Source organism: Nocardia cyriacigeorgica (assembly GCF_005863245.1).
Classification (GTDB): Bacteria; Actinomycetota; Actinomycetes; order Mycobacteriales; family Mycobacteriaceae; genus Nocardia; species Nocardia cyriacigeorgica_C.
This window is the reverse complement of sequence record NZ_VBUT01000012.1, coordinates 115,728-132,999: the sequence shown is the minus strand read 5'-3', so window position 1 is coordinate 132,999 and position 17,272 is coordinate 115,728. Positions and strand designations below refer to the sequence as shown.

8 protein-coding genes, 1 tRNA gene and 1 pseudogene are annotated in these 17,272 nt (G+C 70.0%); 5 read left to right on the top strand and 5 right to left on the bottom strand.

Annotated features, from left to right (window positions below; all coding sequences use genetic code 11):
• Nucleotides 1-17: 17 nt before the first annotated feature.
• Complete coding sequence (locus tag FEK34_RS26235; protein WP_138452061.1) at nucleotides 18-806, top strand: ABC transporter permease; 789 nt, start codon at nucleotides 18-20, stop codon at nucleotides 804-806.
• A gap of 19 nt (nucleotides 807-825) precedes the next feature.
• Here the strand turns inward: FEK34_RS26235 and FEK34_RS26230 are convergent, their stop codons facing one another.
• Nucleotides 826-2,097 carry a hypothetical protein gene (locus FEK34_RS26230; protein WP_138452059.1) on the bottom strand — a complete coding sequence of 424 codons (1,272 nt, stop codon included), beginning with the start codon at nucleotides 2,095-2,097 and terminating at the stop codon, nucleotides 826-828.
• A gap of 320 nt (nucleotides 2,098-2,417) precedes the next feature.
• Here FEK34_RS26230 and FEK34_RS26225 point away from each other — a divergent pair, with 320 nt between their 5' ends.
• A complete protein-coding gene (locus FEK34_RS26225) occupies nucleotides 2,418-3,062 on the top strand; it encodes a TetR/AcrR family transcriptional regulator (RefSeq protein WP_171048418.1) in 645 nt (214 codons plus the stop codon).
• Here the strand turns inward: FEK34_RS26225 and acpS are convergent, their stop codons facing one another.
• Nucleotides 3,063-3,500: a holo-ACP synthase AcpS gene (gene acpS, locus FEK34_RS26220; RefSeq protein WP_138452057.1), complete on the bottom strand. Its 438-nt coding sequence runs from the start codon at nucleotides 3,498-3,500 to the stop codon at nucleotides 3,063-3,065. It abuts the gene before it with no gap.
• Between the two features lie 11 nt (nucleotides 3,501-3,511).
• Nucleotides 3,512-12,865, bottom strand: coding sequence for a type I polyketide synthase (locus FEK34_RS26215; RefSeq protein WP_138452055.1), 9,354 nt, complete (start codon nucleotides 12,863-12,865; stop codon nucleotides 3,512-3,514).
• Nucleotides 12,866-13,247: 382 nt separating this feature from the next.
• On the opposite strand from FEK34_RS26215, the gene FEK34_RS26210 reads away from it, so the two are divergent.
• A tRNA-Leu gene (locus tag FEK34_RS26210) sits at nucleotides 13,248-13,332 on the top strand.
• 199 nt (nucleotides 13,333-13,531) lie between these two features.
• The gene (locus FEK34_RS26205) at nucleotides 13,532-14,014 is read left to right on the top strand and encodes a GNAT family N-acetyltransferase (protein ID WP_138452053.1); all 483 of its coding nucleotides are present in this window, start codon (nucleotides 13,532-13,534) and stop codon (nucleotides 14,012-14,014) included.
• Between the two features lie 519 nt (nucleotides 14,015-14,533).
• Here FEK34_RS26205 and FEK34_RS26200 read toward each other — a convergent pair.
• The gene (locus FEK34_RS26200) at nucleotides 14,534-14,758 is read right to left on the bottom strand and encodes a hypothetical protein (protein ID WP_249359627.1); all 225 of its coding nucleotides are present in this window, start codon (nucleotides 14,756-14,758) and stop codon (nucleotides 14,534-14,536) included.
• A 497-nt stretch (nucleotides 14,759-15,255) separates the two neighbouring features.
• Nucleotides 15,256-15,755 (bottom strand): annotated as a pseudogene (locus tag FEK34_RS26195) (DUF6764 family protein).
• Between the two features lie 160 nt (nucleotides 15,756-15,915).
• Between FEK34_RS26195 and FEK34_RS26190 the strand changes: the two are divergent.
• Complete coding sequence (locus FEK34_RS26190) at nucleotides 15,916-17,265, top strand: TIGR01777 family oxidoreductase (RefSeq protein WP_138452050.1); 1,350 nt, start codon at nucleotides 15,916-15,918, stop codon at nucleotides 17,263-17,265.
• Nucleotides 17,266-17,272 lie beyond the last annotated feature (7 nt).

The following is a 17,272-nucleotide window of genomic DNA, read 5'->3' as shown; positions in this document are numbered from 1 at the left end:
TCCGAATCGAGTTGAGAATGACCACCCTGTCCCCCGCCGCACGCACCGTGCGTGCCGCCGTCGACTCCGGCACCATGCTGGACCGCAATCTGCGCCATACCCTGCGCAGTCCCGACACCATGATCATGACGATCGCGCTGCCGGTGATGATCCTGCTGATGTTCGTCTACGTCTTCGGCGGCGCGATGGATGTGGGCCCGGGCGCCTACATCGATTACGTGGTGCCCGGAATCATCCTGCTGTGCGCCGGTTTCGGTGCCGCGATGACGGCGCCCGCCTTGGCCACCGATATGCACAACGGCATCATCGACCGGTTCCGCACGATGGATATCGCGCGGTCGGCGGTGCTCACCGGGCATGTCGCCGAGAGCGTGATCCGGAATCTGATCACCACAGGCATCGTCATCGGTGTCGCGGTGGCGCTGGGTTTCCGGCCCACCGCCGACCCACTGCGCTGGCTCGCGGCCATCGCGGTGATCGCGATGTTCGTGCTCGCTCTGTCCTGGGTCGCGGCGGCGCTGGGCCTGCTGGCCCGCAATCCGGAGGCCGCCAACGGCTTCACCTTCGTGTTCATGTTCCTGCCGTATGTGAGCAGCGCCTTCGTGCCGACCGAATCGATGCCGTCCTGGCTGCATCCGTTCGCCGAACACCAGCCCGTGACGCCGGTGATCGAGACGATGCGCGGACTGCTCATGGGCACGCCGATCGGCAACAGCGCAGCGCTGGCGATCGGCTGGTGCTCGGTGATCGCGCTGGCCGGCTATCTCGCGGCCCGTGTGCTGCTGCGCCGCCGCACCATGAACTGATCCGCTCGATGGCCGCCGATCAGCTGGGCAGGACCTGTTCGGCGGCCCACTGGGCGAGCATCCGCACATGCTCGGTCCACCAGGCGTAGGACTCGGCGCTGAAGGCCGGCGGAGGCGGCGATTCCCCGGGGAACAGGAAACCGTGTGGCTCACCGACCTTCACCTGCGGCTCCGGCACCACCGAGTTGCGGCTCGGATCCCACGCCGCGGGCGCGGTTTCCGGCTCCGCGTCGACCAACGGGATGCCCCGATCATGGCCGGGCCACGAATTCCGGTGACCTGCGGCGTACTGCGGGCGTGGGGTGGTGTGCAGGCTCTCGGTTTCCGGGATCGCTGTCGCCGAACCCGGCTGGAATCCCATGGGTTCCGGCGCCCGGGCCGGTGCGTGCGGCGGGTGCGGCGCGGCACCGGGGCGGGCGGGATCGCCGCTGTCGGCGTCGACGGTGTGCGAGTTCGCCGCCGACATCGCGTCGGTGGCGGCGGGCCCGGAGTGCCGGTTCTGGGCCAGCAGATACATCCCGCCACCGGCAAGGCCGCTGGCCAGCACACCGGCGGCGGCGACCAGCGCGACCCCGCCCCCGCGCTGGCGGCGCGCCTGTTCGATCGGCACAACCGTGTCGATCAGATCGTCCATGGCGAACAGCGCGGCGCCGATGGCGGGCGCGGGAGCGGCGATCATGCACGGGATTACGGGCGCACCGAATCCGGCGACGGCACCGGTGACGGCGGGCTGGTCGGCGCTCGAACCGATCAACACCACCGCGTCCGGGCGGACCTCGGCGGCATCGAGCTGATCGCGGGCCACCGTGACCGCCGCCCGCATGGTCTCCATGGTGACCGCGGCACCGGAGTGGCCGGTGGCCGCCAGCACCCGGCTGCGGCCGGGATCGACCAGGGTGAAGGCCTGGTAGCCGGGTACGACCTCGCAGATCAGCAGGTTGTCGAATTCGTTGAGCCAGGTCATGGCTCCCGCGACGCTCAGATGCGCGGACTTGGTCGACACCAGCGAGGCGCTGCGCCACGGCCCCGACGCCAGCCGGGTGACGATCGCGCGACGCTCGGCGGCGTCCCGGTAGGCCACCGCGACCCCGTCGATCTCACCGCCTGAGCCGATCTCGGCCGCGATCCGGTCCAGCACGCGTGCCACGGTCTCGGCCAGCTCGCCCTTCCCGTCACCCTCGGTGGTGGCCACACGGTGCAGCAGCACCCGTTCGGACAATTTCGTACCCTCCGCACCGAGGGCCACCGCGTGCACCGCACCACGTTCGGTGGACACGCCGAGAGTGATCACGGATCGAGCCTGTACGGACCGAGCTACCACAGTTCACGCCTTCCCTGTGCCGCTACCGGCTCACGGACGCATCGAAAACCATGAGCCTGGAGAGATTTCCCTGCATTTCCCCTGGATCCCTGCCCTGAACACCCGCCGGAGGCACGTGCCCTTGGTATGTGTTCGATACCACGGCCGATGCGGATGGGTGGTGACAAATGACAGTTTCAGGTACCGGGAGTAGCGGCAGTGTGCCGCGGACCGGCCGCTACCGCTAGCCTGGACGTGTGGAAACGCGCACGGAGACCAGGTCGAAACGACGCCTGGACCCTGCGTTGGATATGCAGGACGATCCGCAGGAGCTGATGCCGCGTAAGCGGCCGACGCAGGAGCGCAGCAAACGCAAGTTCGACGCGCTGTTGCAGGCCTCCAGGGAACTGCTGGTCGAGGTCGGGTTCGAATCGTTCACCTGTGAAGAGGTGGCCGCCCGCGCCGAGGTGCCGATCGGCACGCTGTACCAGTTCTTCGCCAACAAGTACGTCATCGTGTGCGAGCTGAATCGGCAAGACCTGGTCGCGGTTTCCCAGGAGCTGGCCGACTTCCACGGTGAAGTCCCGTCGCTGGACTGGTTGCGCCATATGAACCAGTTCGTCGACCACCTGGCCAGCCTGTGGATGACCGACCCGTCGCGGCGCGAAGTGTGGCTGGCGATGCAGTCCACGCCGTCCACCCGGGCCACCGGCGCCATCCACGAAAAGGAGTTCGCCGAGGTCGTCTCGCAGATGCTGCGGCCGCTGACCCCGCGCACACCGCGCGCCCGGCGCACCATGATGGCCGAGGTGCTGGTGCACGTGGTCTATTCGATGCTCAACTTCTCGGTGCAGGACGAGCAGAGCCACGCCGACGCCGTCGCCGAACTCAAACGGCTGATGGTGGCCTATCTGCTGGTGGCCGAGAAGGAATCGCGTACCGCGAACGAGAGCTGATCAGCTCTCCGGCGCCCGGCCCTCGATGAGATCGGCCAGCTCGCCCGGATCTTCCAGCACCACCATCGCCGCGGCGGTATCGCCGTCATGGGTCAGCGACAGGTGCACCCGCGCCCGGGGCAGGAATTCCGCGGCCAGGCCGTGCAGCTTGATACTCGGCCTGCCCCAGGCGTCGTTGACCACCTCGATCAGCGGATACGGGTTGTCCCCGATCTGCGGGCGGCGCGCGAAGCGAGACGATGCCCAGGCTTTGAGCACCGCCTCCTTCGCCGCCCATCGCGCCGCGTAGCTGCGGGCCGGGTCGGTGCCTTTGCTCTGGCAGTAGCGCCGCTCACCGGCGGTGAAGCTCTCCCTGAGCATGGTCGTGCCCGACCGTTGCAGCTGTTCGGCGAACTCGGAGATGGTTACCAGGTCCAAGCCGATTCCGAGGATGGTCACAGTGGCGCAGCCTACGGTGTGGTGCGCCCCGCGGTGCCGGAACCGTCGACGAGTTGCCCGGTCTCACAACCACGTCCGCCGATCCGGTACACACCGTCCGCGCCGAGCCTGGCCTCACCCGAGAGCAGCACGCCCGCCTCGAGCCCGCGCACCTGCGCCGCGGGCGTGCCGTCGCCGCCGAGCCGGCGGTCGGCCGGGCGCTCGTAGAGCGGGGCGCCACCGCACATCGCCTCCACGAAGCGCTGACGTCCGGCGAGCTGACGCTGCTGCGCCCGGCGCTGGTAGTCCTCGCGCTTGTCCGGGTCGATGGCCTGGATGAACGCCTCCGGATGCACCACCGCGAGCAGACCCGACACGTGCCCGAATCCGAGCGAGGTCACCAGACCCGCCTTGAGCGGGAAACGCTCGCCGAAGCGCAGCGCCTCACGCACCCACACCAGGTGCGGGTATTCGCGCATCTTCTCGTCGACGCAGTCCAGGCTCCGGTTCGGCGGCACCACACCGTTTTCCAGCACCTGGCACAGGCCGATCAGCTGGAACGCGGCCGCACCGCCCTTGGCGTGCCCGGTCAGGCTCTTCTGCGAGATGACGAACAGCGGCGCGCCGTCGGAGCGGCCGATCGCCTCGGCGAGGCGTTCGTGCAGTTCCGATTCGTTCGGATCGTTGGCCGCGGTGGAGGTGTCGTGCTTGGAGATCACCGCGATGTCGTCGGCGCCGACGCCGAGCTTGCGCAGTTCGGCGGCGAACCGGGATTCCCGCCCGCCCCGGCCCGCACCCAGCGCGCCGAGTCCCGGCGCCGGGATGGAGGTGTGCACGCCGTCGGCGAAGGACTGCGCGTAGGCCACCACACCGAGCACCGGCAGGCCGAGCTCGACCGCGATATCGCCGCGGGCCAGCAGCACGGTGCCACCACCCTGCGATTCCACGAATCCGCCGCGACGGCGGTCGTTGGCGCGGGAGAAGTAGCGGTCGCTGATGCCCTTGGCGCTCATGGCCGCCGAATCCGCGGTGGCCGACATGTCACCGAAGCCGACGATGCCCTCGATGCCGAGATCGTCGAAGCCGCCGGCCACGACCACCTCGGCCTTGCCGAGCTTGATCTTGTCGACGCCTTCCTCCACCGACACCGCCGCGGTCGCGCACGCCGCCACCGGATGCACCATCGCGCCGTAGCTGCCGACGTAGGACTGCACCACATGCGCCAGCGCCACATTCGGCAGCGCCTCTTGCAGGATGTCGTTCGGGCGTGGCTCGCCGAGCAGGTTGTCGACGTAGAGCGAGCGCATCGAGGACATGCCGCCCATGCCGGTGCCCTGGGTGTTGGCCACCAGGCTCGGGTGCACCCAGCTCATCAGCTCGGCCGGGCTGAACCCGGAGCCGACGAACGCGTCGACGGTGCAGGCGATGTTCCACAGCGCCACCCGGTCCACCGAGGACGCCATGTCGGCGGAGATGCCCCAGACGGTCGGATCCCAGCCGGTGGGGATCTGGCCGCCGACGGTGCGCGAGAGCTTCGCCTTGCGCGGCACCCGGATCTCGGTGCCCGCCTTGCGGGTCACGGTCCAGTCGGCGGAGTCGGCGACCGGGGTGATCACCGTGTGCTCGGGGTCGGCGGCGTGGAAGGCGCGCGCCTCGGCCTCGCTGCCGACGGTGAACGACAGGTCCTGATCGAGGAACACCGAGGTCATCAGCGGGCTGGTGTTGTCGATCATGGCGCCGTCGTCTTCGTAGCGGCGGATGCCGCACCGCTCGATCACGGCGTCGTGGTACTTGTCGGCGAGCTCGGATTCGGGCACGTAGTCACCGGTTTCGGTGTCGTACCAGCCGGGCTTGGGCTCGTTCTCCCAGGTGACCATGCCGGTGGTCCAGGCCAGCTCCAGCACGCCCGCCGCCGACAGTTCGTCGGAGACCTCCATCTCGAAGCGGGTGCGCGCCGAACCGTACGGGCCGAGCTCACCGGCGCCGACGATCACGACCATATCGGTGAGATCGGCGGTGACCTGTCCCCATTCGGGCACCGGAAGCGCGGAGGTCAGCGTCGGCGGCGCGGGCAGCGCGGGAATCAGCTGCGCCTGCTCGGCGTCCGCGTCGCCGGCCTCGGCCCGCTCGGCTTCCATGGCCTGCTTGGCCAGCGCGGGCAGATCGAGTTTGGCGCCGGCGAGACCACCGGTCAGGTCGATCTGCTGCGGTCCGGTCAGGGTGACGGCGCGGGCCCGTGCGGTGGCCCACTTGAGCAACTCGTCGGCCATCTCGGCGGTGGACCAGGTCTGCACGCCCGCCTTCTCGACCGCCTCGACCATCGGGTCGTTGTGGCCCATCAGGCCGGTGCCGCGGACCCAGCCGATCAGCGCGTGCACCAGGGTGACCCGGCTAGACCACGACTTCTCCGCCCGCCACTTGGCCACGACGGCGTCCAGCGCCGCCTTGGCCTCGCCGTAGGCGCCGTCACCGCCGAACAGGCCGCGGTTGGGCGAACCCGGAAGCACCACATGCAGTTTCGCGTCCACATCGTGGTCGGCGCCGAGCTTGGACAGCCCGCCGATCAACCGCTCCACCGACCACAGCAGCACCCGCATCTCCATTTCGGCGCGGGCGCCGGCGTCGGAGAGATCTCCCGCGACGCGCGGTGCCGCGAACGGGAACAGCAGCGTCGGGGTGAGCGCGTCCTTCACCTTGATCTTGGCGCCGCCCGCGGTCTGCACCTGCTCGGTGCCGACCCACTCGATCAGCGCGTCGATATCGGTGTAGGAGGCCATATTCGCGGGCACCACCCACAGGGCGGCGCCGTTGCGGGCGTTGGCGCGGTAGAGCTCGCGGTAGAAGCCGAGCCGGTTGTCGTCCAGGCCGGAGGTGGTGACCACGACCGTCGCGCCGCCGGCGAGCAGGCGCCCGGTGACCGCCGCGGCGATCGAGCCCTTGCTGGCACCGGTGACCACGGCGACGTCGGCCGACCACAGGCCCGGCTCCTCGGTGCTCAGCGCGGCCGTGGCAATGCGCTCGTAGTGGCCCGCCAGCACCGACCGCGCCTCGTGCATGGCGCGCTGGCGCCACCACTTCGCTTGGGCGGCAACGGCTTCACCGGCGCCGACGAAACCGTCGACCGACTGCTTGGCGGTCTCGGAGTCCTCGGCCAGCCACAGCCGGGCCAGATCCTCGCGCGCGGTCGCCCAGCGGTCGTCGATCAGCACCGCCTTGCGGGCATCGAACGCGGGCGCGACCAGGCGCGGCCAATCCGAACCGAGTTCGGCCGCGACCAGATCGACCAGGCCGTCCTCGGTGGCCTCCGGTGCGGAGACCTCCTCGCTGAGGCCGAGCTGCTCGAGCACCAGGCGCGCCGCCGAGGCCAACACGCCGTCGCGGCCGGTGATCTGCTCGGTGAATTCGCCGAGCGCGGCGGCGTCCACCGTCGCGCCGGCGCCACCGCCGGTCGCGGGCAGCGCCACCGAGATGCCGCGGCGCGCGGCCACGGCCTGCACGGCGGCGTCGATGGCGGCATCGACCGAGGCGGCGTCCGACAGGGCGCCGGAGACCAGCCCGCCCAGGTCGCCGCCGCGCACGCTCGCTCCCTCACGGGTGCCGAGCGAGACCTCGGCGGTGACGTGGCTGGCCCAGCCGTCACCGAGTTCCCATACCTTCTTGACCCGCTCGGCGATCGCGGCGGGCCGCTTGCCGGAGGGGCCGAACACCTTGCGCAGGTGATCGCCGATGGCGTCCGACAGCACCGAGCCGAACGGCTTGTAGGTGCGGGCGAGCCGGTCGACGGTGGCCGACAGCGCGCCCATATCGGCGTCGGCGGCACCGTCGATGGCACCGAGCGACAGCTCGGCGCCGAGGTCGACCAGCAGCTGGTTGCGCCGGGAGGAGACGCCGTCGCACAGGCCCTCGATGGTGTCGACCGGACCGATCTGGTCGATGCGCAGCTTGGTCCACAGGGCGATCAGCACGCGAGTGGCGTCGGCGGCAGTGAAGGCGATGTCGTCCGGGCGCGGTCCACCCGAGGCGGCCGGTGCGGCAGCCGGGGCCGGTGCCGCGGCGGGAGCCGGTGCGGCGGAGGCGGTTTCGGCCGGGGCATCCTCGGGCTCGTCCACCGGCGCCGGATCGGTATCGGTGGAGTAGACGATGCCGGCTTCACGCTCGATATTGAGCACCTCGACGGTGGTGGTGCCGAAATCGGGCAGCTTCAACGTCTGGCTCGCCAGGTTCGCCACCGTCGGGGTCGCACCGAGACCGATCTCCACGAACCGCTCCACCCCGAGACCGCCGTGCGCGGTATCGGTGAACAGCAGGTCCTGGGTCTCGATCCAGCGCACCGGGCTGGCGAACTGCCAGGCCAGCAGCTCGATCAGCACCACGCGGCACAGTTCGGTGGGCCGCTGCGACCAGGAGTCGAAGTCGGCCAGCACGGCGGCCAGCGGCTCCGAGGGCACCAGATCGGCGATCTCGGCGATGAATTCGCGCTCCAGCGAGAACGGCTTGGGCACCAGGTTCGGGATGTAGCGCCCGACCAGCACCTCCGGGTGCAGGTTCTCTGGCAGCAGCTGTTCGAGCTTGTGCCGGAACTCGGGCACGCCCTCGCGCAGCACGGTCGAGTGGAACGGCACGTCGATGCCCGGCACCAGGATGAACGCGCGCTTGCCGCCGAATTCGGCGCGGCGACGGTCGATCTCGGCTTCCAGATGCTCGAGCCCGGCCACCGTGCCCGCGATCGCGTACTGCGACCCGCGCAGGTTCAGGTTGACGACCTCGAGGAACTCACCGGTCTGCTCGGACAGGCCCGAGACGAACCCGACGACCTCGTCGTCCGGCAGCCCGAACTGCGAGGGCCGGATCGCGGCCATCCGGTAATCGCTGCGGCCCTTGGCATCACGCGGCACCAGCTCGTGCATGGCCGAACCGCGCTGGAACACCACCTCGAGCACCGCCTCCAGCGGCAGCACGCCGGCCACCGCGGCGAGCGCGTTGTACTCACCGACCGAATGCCCGGCCAGGTAGGCGCCCTCGACGAAGGCACCGGCCTCGCGCAGCTCGGCCACCTGGGCGACACCGAGGGTGGCCATCGCGACCTGGGTGAACTGGGTCAGGTGCAGCACGCCGTCGGGGTGACGGTGCTCGACGCCGCGCGCCTTCAGGTAGGTCGGGTTGTCGCGCACCACGGCGAGGATGGAGAAGCCGAGCGCGGCGCGAGTGTGCTTGTCGGCCCGATCCCAGATCTCCTTGGCGGCCTTGGACCGCGAGCGCGCGTCCAGGCCCATACCCTTGCGCTGGATGCCCTGGCCCGGGAAGGCGTAGACGGTCTTGGGGGCGGCGGTGCGGCCGGTCGCCGTCATCACCAGATCGCCGCCGGTGCGGCAGGACACCTCGACGATCTCGCTGCCCTGATCCACCGCGACCCGCTCGACGCGCACGTCGATCTCCGCGCCGGGGCGAACCATCCCGAGGAACCGGGTGGTCCAGGCCGTCAGCGTGCGAGCAGGAACCGAACTCTGCGGATCGATCGCCGACACCGCGTGCTGGGCCGCGGCCGACAGCCACATGCCGTGCACGATCGGGCTGCCGAGTCCGGCCAGCTTGGCGGCGGCCTCACTGGTGTGGATGGGGTTGTGGTCGCCGGAGACCGCGGCGAAGGCGGCCATGGTGCGCGGCGCGACGATGGTGACGTCACGGCGGCGGCGACGCGGGGTGTCGGTGGCGTGCTCGGACAGCGTGCCCGCCGCGCGCGGCGGATCCGACAGCTCGCCGGAGCCGTTGCGGCCGCGGATGGCGAACCGCTCGGTGAGCTCGGCCAGCGGCACCACATCCAGGCCCTGATCACGCATCTCGCCGACGGTGACCCGCACCTCGACCACGCGGCCCATATCGGTGTCGAGCACCGACGTCGATTCCGCACGCACCACCAGAATGCTGGTGTCGCCGGGCAGTTCGCGCAGCAGCTCGATCTGGTGATCGAGGTGCACCAGGTCGAGCATGCCCTCGATCACCGACTCCGCGGCGTCGGTGCGGGTCGCGCCGAGCACCGCGAAGACCGCAGGCCAGCAGGCGCCCACCAGCACGTCGGGCACGGTGCGGCCGAGGGTGCTGAGGTCGGCGGGCAGACCGGAACCGGTGACGCCGGCGTGGTCGGCGATGAGGTCGGGGGTCCAGGCCAAGTTGACGTGCGCGACCCGGCCCTTCACCTCCGGCAGCGACTGGCCCGCGGCGACCGCGAGCAGCGCGGACATGGCGGCGTCGGCGTCATCGGCGGTGACGACCGGCGCGCCGCCGTTGTACACCGAGACCGGCACGGTGATCCGGATGCGCACCACATTGCCCGCGTACAGCGGGACGGTGAGCTCGACATAGCTGTTCTCGGCCACCGGACCGGTGGTCTCGACCAGCGTGGCGCCGGTCGGCGGATGCACCGCGCCCTGACCGTCGACGGTCCAGTCGGCCAGATCGCCGAGCCGGTGCACCGGGTTGACGGTGGTGCGCCCGGACCACTCGACATCGGGGGCGGCCAGCACCACATCGATCGGACCCGAGGTCACCGACGCGGTACGCCGCGCGTCCACCGGGGCCGGAACGACACCGGCCCGCACCAGCGAGTACGCGGTGTCCTGCTCGAAGCGGTCGAGCAGCTCGCCCACCGGCTCGTCGACCCGGGTGATGCCCGCGACGGCCACCGTGCCGGGGATGATGCACACCTGATCGGCCGAGTAGCGCGGGTCGTGGGCCTGCCACAGCGAATCCGACCGCCACCAGCGCCGCACATCGGCGTCGACGACCGGCACGAAGTTCACCGGCTTGCCCGGGGTCTTGCACAGCGAGATGAAGAACGGCACGTCCGCCGGGTGCAGCAGGGTCTCGGCGACGGCCGGGTACTGCTTGCGCAGCTCGCACAGCGCCGCGACCGGACGCTCCAGATCCTCGTCGGTGAACAGCGTCGGGATCTCGCCGCGATCGGCCGGGTTGAGCCGGGATTCGGCGCGGCGCAGCATCTCCGCGAAGCGGTCGCGCCAGGTGATGTCCAGCCACACCGAACGGGTGGCTTCCAGGATGGCGTCGCCGAGATCGCTGCCGCAGTCGAAGTCCTTGCGCCGGTCCAAGCCGACGGCCAGTTCGACGTAGCGCTCCAGCCATTCGATGTAGGTCATGGTGGCCAGGTCGCCGAAGTACGGCTTGGCGGTGGCGTCGAGCGCGGCGATGATCTCCTCGCGGCGTGCGGCCACGGCGTCGGCGTCACCGGCGACCTCGTCGAGCAGGCGGCCGGTGCGCGAGGCGGCATTGTCGATCTCGTGGATGTCGGCGCCGAGCTGGCTGCGGCCCGAGGCCATGCCGCCGCTCGCGGTGCCCGCACCCACCCAGTCGGGCGTTCCGGGGGTGTCGACCAGCATCTGCTTGACCTCAGGAGCCGTGGTGGCCTCCAGGGTCGCCATGGCGGCGGTGCCGACCAGCACGCCGTCCAGCGGCATCACCGGGTAGCCGTGCGGCTGCGACCAGGTGCCGGTGAGGTATTCGGTGGCCCGCTCCGGGGTGCCGATGCCGCCGCCGACGCAGACCACCACGTTGTCCCGGGCGCGCAGCTCGGCGTAGGTCTCGAGCAGCAGATCGTCCAGGTCTTCCCACGAGTGGTGCCCGCCGGCGCGGCCGCCCTCGATGTGCATGATCACCGGGTAGCCGGGGATCTCGTCGGCGATGCGCAATACCGCGCGGATCTGCGCGACGGTTCCCGGCTTGAACGCCACATGGGTGATCCCGGCCTCGGTCAGTTCCTCGACCAGCGCGACGGCTTCCTCGAGCTCCGGGATACCGGCGGTGACCACGACACCGTCGAACGGAGCGCCCGCCGCACGGGCCTTCTGCACCAACCGCTTCCCACCGAGCTGCAACTTCCACAGGTACGGATCAAGGAACAGCGAGTTGAACTGCACCGAGCGGCCCGGGTGCAGCAACGTCTTCAGCTCCGCGACCCGGTCGGTGAAGATCTGCTCGGTGACCTGGCCACCGCCGGCCAGCTCGGCCCAGTGACCGGCATTGGCGGCCGCGGCGACGATCTTGGCGTCCACCGTCGTCGGGGTCATGCCCGCCAGCAGGATCGGCGAGCGACCAGTCAGCCGGGTGAAGGCGGTCTCGACCACGATCCGGCCGTTGGGCAGCCGCACCGGCTTCGGCGCGTACGCCGACCACGGCTGGGCCACCTCCGGGGCCGCGCCCGGCGTCAGCAGGCTGCGCTGCCCCGCCCGGGTCGCGACGGCGACGATGCCGACGCCGGTGCCCTTCAGCGAACCGCCGGTCACCCGGGACAGCAGATCGCCGGGGCCGAGGTCCAGAATCCATTCCGCGCCATCGGCGACCACGGAGTCCACCGTCGCCACCCAGTCGATCGGGTCGACCAGGATTTCCTTGGCCAGCGAGCCCGCCAGCTCGGTGTCCAGGCCGCACTGACCCGCCCAGCCGGCGACCAGGTCGACGGTGTCGGCCAGCGCCGGGTGGTGGAAGGCGACGTCGACGTCGACGTCCTCGAAGACCGGCGCGAACACCGCACCGCCACGCACCTTCGCCTCGCGCTCACGGGTCTGCTCGGCGTGGATCTGCTCGCACCGCAACCGCACCCGCTCCAGCTGCGCGGGCGTGCCCGACAGCACCGCGCGCCTGCGGCCGTTGCGGATCGAGACCACCGCGGCGGCCGCGGGATCGACGCCCTCGGACACCTCGGCCACGACCGCGCGCAGCTCATCGGGATCGACATTGGACACCGCGACCATCGGCGACCGCTGCCCCACCGGCATCAATCCGCGCCGACGGGCCACCAGACCCGCTGCGGCACCGATCAATTGGGCGATGGCGAGCAGTTCGGCGTCACGGGTGCCGCCCGCCTCCACCGCCGAGGCCGCCAGCCGGCCCTGCGAATGCCCGACGATCGCGACCGGCGCGTGCTCGGCCGGGTCCAGGCCCTGCAACCGCAGCGCGCGCAGCGCGGCCAGCTGACTCAGCATCACACCGGGCATCGACACCGTCGCCGACCGCAGCACCCGCTCCGACGGCGCCGCGGAGGTCTCGCCCTGATCGGTGTCGACCAGCTCGTCTTCCAGCATCCAGCCGATCGGGTCGAAGCCCATCGGCCGCACCACCAGCAACTGCGCGGCAACGGGCTCGAGCAGCGCCGCGGCCTCGTTCACCAGCGCGGTGAGCTCCGGCTCCAGCGCCGCGTCGCGGCCGATCTCCTCGAGCTCGCCCAGCCACTGGGCCCCCTGACCGCCGAACGCCAGCGCGTAGGGCGCCCCGTTCAGCAGACGATCCAGCAAGGGCGATCGCGTTCCGTCGGCTTCGCCCCTACCCGTGTGTGCGCGAAATCCGGTTCCGGCCGTGGTGCTCTCGTTGATCGTCAAGACGCTTCGACTTCCTTCTCGTGGCGACGTGCCGTCCGGGGATGCCGCACGTCCTCGTGCGCGCACTCCTCACCCAACTGGCCCTGATAAGGCGAGGATCGCACAAAATCATGAGGGAACCCTCACGTTTGCTCCGCCGTCACTCGGCTACCGCCCGGTATTTCAGTACGGAAGTACCAGAACTTTCAGAAACATGACCCCTCCTCATGTTTGAACCCGCAGGTCCCCCCACTGTTTCCCTTGACGAAACATGAGTCCCCCTCATATTGCCCGTTACCTAATCGTTATAATCGCTGGTCGGGTTACTCGCGAGTACGCCACACCCATCCATCGCTTCGCGATCCGCCCCGAGACCGGTAGAGTTTGCACGGTCGTACCATCAGCGCGAGTGGCGAAATTGGCAGACGCGCCAGATTTAGGTTCTGGTGTCCACGGACGTGGGGGTTCAAGTCCCCCCTCGCGCACCACGGGAATCCGGGCCGCACCCCCCGGGCGGTCCGCAGGACTTTCAGGCTACGCAGCTGCCGCGCCCACCAGCGATTTCACATTCTCAGCGCTGGGAATCAGCCCGCGGCGGAGTGTTCGGTACACATCTGGCTACCGTCCTCATGAGCAGCCCCGAAAATCGATTGCCAAGGCTCCGTCCGGTAGCGCAGGTTGTCACTCGTGACGACTCCCGAAACCGATCCCGCCGCTCACCCTTCCGTAGCGACCTCGGTGACCATCCGCCCCTACCGCCCCGAAGACGAAGCCACCGTGGTGAGTCTGTGGAGCCGGGCCAGCCGAATCGCCCACCCCTTCATCGAAGGCGAAGGAACCGGCGAGCGCGAGCGCAAGCTTCGCGAGATCTATCTCGTCCAGGCCGACAACTGGGTCGCCGAAGTCCCGTCCCGGGGTGTCGTCGGACTACTGGGAATGCTCGGCTCCGAAATCGGCGGCCTCTTCGTCGACCCCGACGCCCAGAAGTTGGGTATCGGAAGGCGACTGGTCGAGCACGCGCTACGCCGGCACGGCACGGTCACCCTCGACGTCTTCGAACAGAACTCCTCCGCCCGCGCCTTCTATGCCCGCCTCGGCTTCCGCGAAATCGGCCGCCACCCCGAGGAGGACACCGGTTTCACCGCCATCACCCTCGAGCTCAGCGCCTGAACGTCCGGTCGAGGACGTGGCCGAGCGGTCCGCGGCGGCAATCCTGATGGGCACCGTTGGACCGAGCGACGCAACCACGGCCGGGGGAGGCGTGCGGCTGCTGCCGCCAGCACGGGTCATTCAGGCGAGAGTCAAGGCGGCTCGGCCATCTGATGGGACCATGGTCGTCGCACAGACCCCTAGGTGTAGCTGAGTAGTTGCCGACCGCAGGCCGCGCCGTTACGGTCGCAGTTCGGCGTGGCCGTCGGTATGTCCGCCGTGGATCGCGAGGGATGGCAGATGGATAGGCGGCTGGTGGCGGCCACCGGGATCGGGGCGCTCGGTGGGTTCACCGTGGGGTATGTCGGGCACCGGGTTGTCGGTGCGCCGTACGGAACCGATGCGCAGGAACAGCTGCGGTTTCCAGCAGTATGATCGCGGCGGTAACCCCGGGCTATCAGCTCGACAATGCCGTCGACGCCGAGCGGAACGACTACCACCACTTTCCGTACACACGGCGATGCCCGCCATCTGTCAGCGCTACTCCCCCAACGGCTTGGTTCCGATGAACGCTGCGAGTTCGCTTGGGTCCCTGTGGCCGTCGAATCGCCGCAGCAGATCGATGTAGGACCGCTTGTCGACCTCCCAGTCGTACATGAGGTCCTCGGTGACCTCCTCTTGAACGGCCTGTTCGAGGTCGTACAAAGCGGCCTTGCTGAGCGGTTCCCCGAGTAGCTCACGGACGTCGGGGAGCAAAAGGCTCACTTCGTCGTCATGTACCGGCGTTTCACCGTACCCCGGTGAAAGGGACATCAGGCCTTCTGTCGACGCTCGGCCAAGAATTGTACGACCCGTTGCGAGCGGACATACCCGGTCGGCACAGTGCGACGTTCGAGACGGGCCGAAGCTTTGGTCGAACGCACGGCAGACCGCCTCACGGCTTCCTTCGTCACTCGACGACGCTCCACCACGCACCCCTCTGTCTAGATCCTGCGCTCCAAGGGTACCGCCAACGCAGCTTGGGCGGCAGGACGCCTCTCCCAGGGCTCGCCCGGACCCCTGATGCTCGGCCCACTCGTCCAGATCAGGGCGGTCGCTCACCGCACCCTCGACGCCGGAGGCCGCGCAGCTGCCGGACCTGCCACTGCGAATACGGAGTCTACGTGGTCACGGCGGTCTGGCTGGACCGTCGCCCCACCCTGAATGGATGCGATGCGTGCGCCAGGGCAGCGCGGCATACCTTCAACGGCGGCAATAGATTCTCACCCCATCGACAGGCACCCCTGGAACGTTTGGAAGTCGCCGGCGAATCCGAGGCCTCCAGTGCAGGTGGGTGTGCTGGTGCCGGTGACGGTGACGGTGGCACCCGGGCCGGCTATGCCGATGGACAGGCCGGGGCGGACGCCGTAGGTGGTGACGGTGGCGCCTGGGCCGAGGGCGATGGCGGCGGGGCCGGACAGGAACTGCGAGGCGGACAGGCGGTGCCGTCGTTCTGGGCGATGGCCAGGGACAGGCTGGTCGGGCCCGCGTCGGCGGTGGCGGTGCCACCGAGACCGTAGGCGGCGGCTGCCGCGCCGTCGACGCTGCGAGCCGCGCAGCTGCCCGCCCCGGTGTCCGCCGCGACCGAGCCCGCACCGGGGACCGGGCAGGACGCCGTGGGCTGGGCCGCGGCGGCGGGGGCGGTGATGAGAGCGCCGGCGATCAGGGCTGCTGCGGCGGCGGCCGGGACGAATATGCGGCGCACCGGCAGGTGGTTGCTCATGGGTTTCTCCTCTGCGTTGTCGGCCGAGGCAATCCGCGACGGCCGTGTTGTCGGCTGGGCCGGACGAGCGACCGCGGTAGCCGTCCGGTCAGCTCTCACGGTACCGCCAATTCGATGCATAAACGATGCATTGCTGGGATCGAGTGCGTAGATTCGAGGTATGAGCATCGAGTGTTCGGCTGTGGTCGCGGTCCCTCGATCCGACGTCTTCGCCTGGTTCGCCCGGCCGGGCGCGTTCACCCGGCTGGCGCCGCCGTGGCAGCCGGTGACGCTGGTCCAGGAGGCGAACTCACTCGCCGATGGGCGCGCCGTGCTCGCCCTGCCCGGCGGTCTCCGATGGGTGGCTCAGCACGAGGCGCGGGCCTACGATCCGCCGCGCCGATTCGCCGACCGGCTCGCGCGCGACGGTCTGGCATCGATTCCCCTGGCCACGGCGTTGTCCTGGTACCACGTCCATGAATTCGCCGAGATCGATTCCACCCACACCCGGGTGATCGATCGGGTGGAGACCCGGCTGCCCGCCGCCGTGCTGCGGCCCATGTTCGCCTACAGATACCGGCAGCTGGCCCACGATCTGGCCGCGCATGAGCGGGCGAAGGCCCACGGGTTCGCGGCGTCGAGGATCGCGGTGACGGGCTCCTCGGGACTGATCGGTTCCGCGCTGACGGCTTTTCTCAGCGCGGGCGGCCACACGGTCGTCCGGCTGGTACGCCGCGAACCGCGCCACCCGGGTGAACGCCGCTGGGACCCGGATCGTCCGGCCGAGGACCTGCTCACCGGCGTGGACGCGGTCATCCATCTGGCGGGTGCATCGATCGCGGGGCGATTCACCGAGGAACACAAACGCTCGATCCGGGACAGCCGGATCGGGCCGACCCGCGCGCTGGCCGAACTCAGCGCCGACAGCGGCGTGCCCGCATTCGTCTGCGCCTCCGCGATCGGCTACTACGGCAGTGACCGCGGCGACGAGGACCTCACCGAAAACAGTTCGCGCGGTGACGGTTTCCTGGCCGACGTCGTCGCGGACTGGGAAGACGCCGCCGCGGCCGCCGCGACCGGAACAACCCGCGTGGTCACCGTGCGCACCGGCATCGCGCTGTCGCCGCGCGGCGGCACCCTCCGGCTGCTGCGCCCGTTGTTCGCCACCGGCCTCGGTGGGCGCATCGGCGATGGGCGCCAATGGATGTCGTGGATCGGCATCGACGATCTGCTCGACATCTATCACCGCGCGCTCTGGGACAGCGAACTGCGCGGACCGGTGAACGCGGTCGCGCCGCATCCGGTGCGCAATGCGGAGTTCACCCGCACGCTGGGCCGGGTGATGCGCAGGCCGACGCCGATCCCGGTCCCCGAGTTCGGGCCCGCCCTGCTGCTCGGCCGCGAGGGCGCGCGCGAGCTGGCCGCGGCGAGCCAGCACGTCGCGCCGCAGCGCCTCCTTCGCGCCGAACACCCCTTCCGGACGCCCGATCTCGAGTCGGCGCTCGGCCATGTCCTCGGGCGAAGCGGGTGAAAGATCC

What these genes read in the sequence shown, in the direction of transcription:
- FEK34_RS26235 (WP_138452061.1), top strand. Translation starts at nt 18, where the DNA reads ATGACCACCCTGTCCCCCGCCGCACGCACCGTGCGTGCCGCCGTCGAC.
- FEK34_RS26225 (WP_171048418.1), top strand. Translation starts at nt 2,418, where the DNA reads ATGCAGGACGATCCGCAGGAGCTGATGCCGCGTAAGCGGCCGACGCAG.
- FEK34_RS26190 (WP_138452050.1), top strand. Translation starts at nt 15,916, where the DNA reads ATGAGCATCGAGTGTTCGGCTGTGGTCGCGGTCCCTCGATCCGACGTC.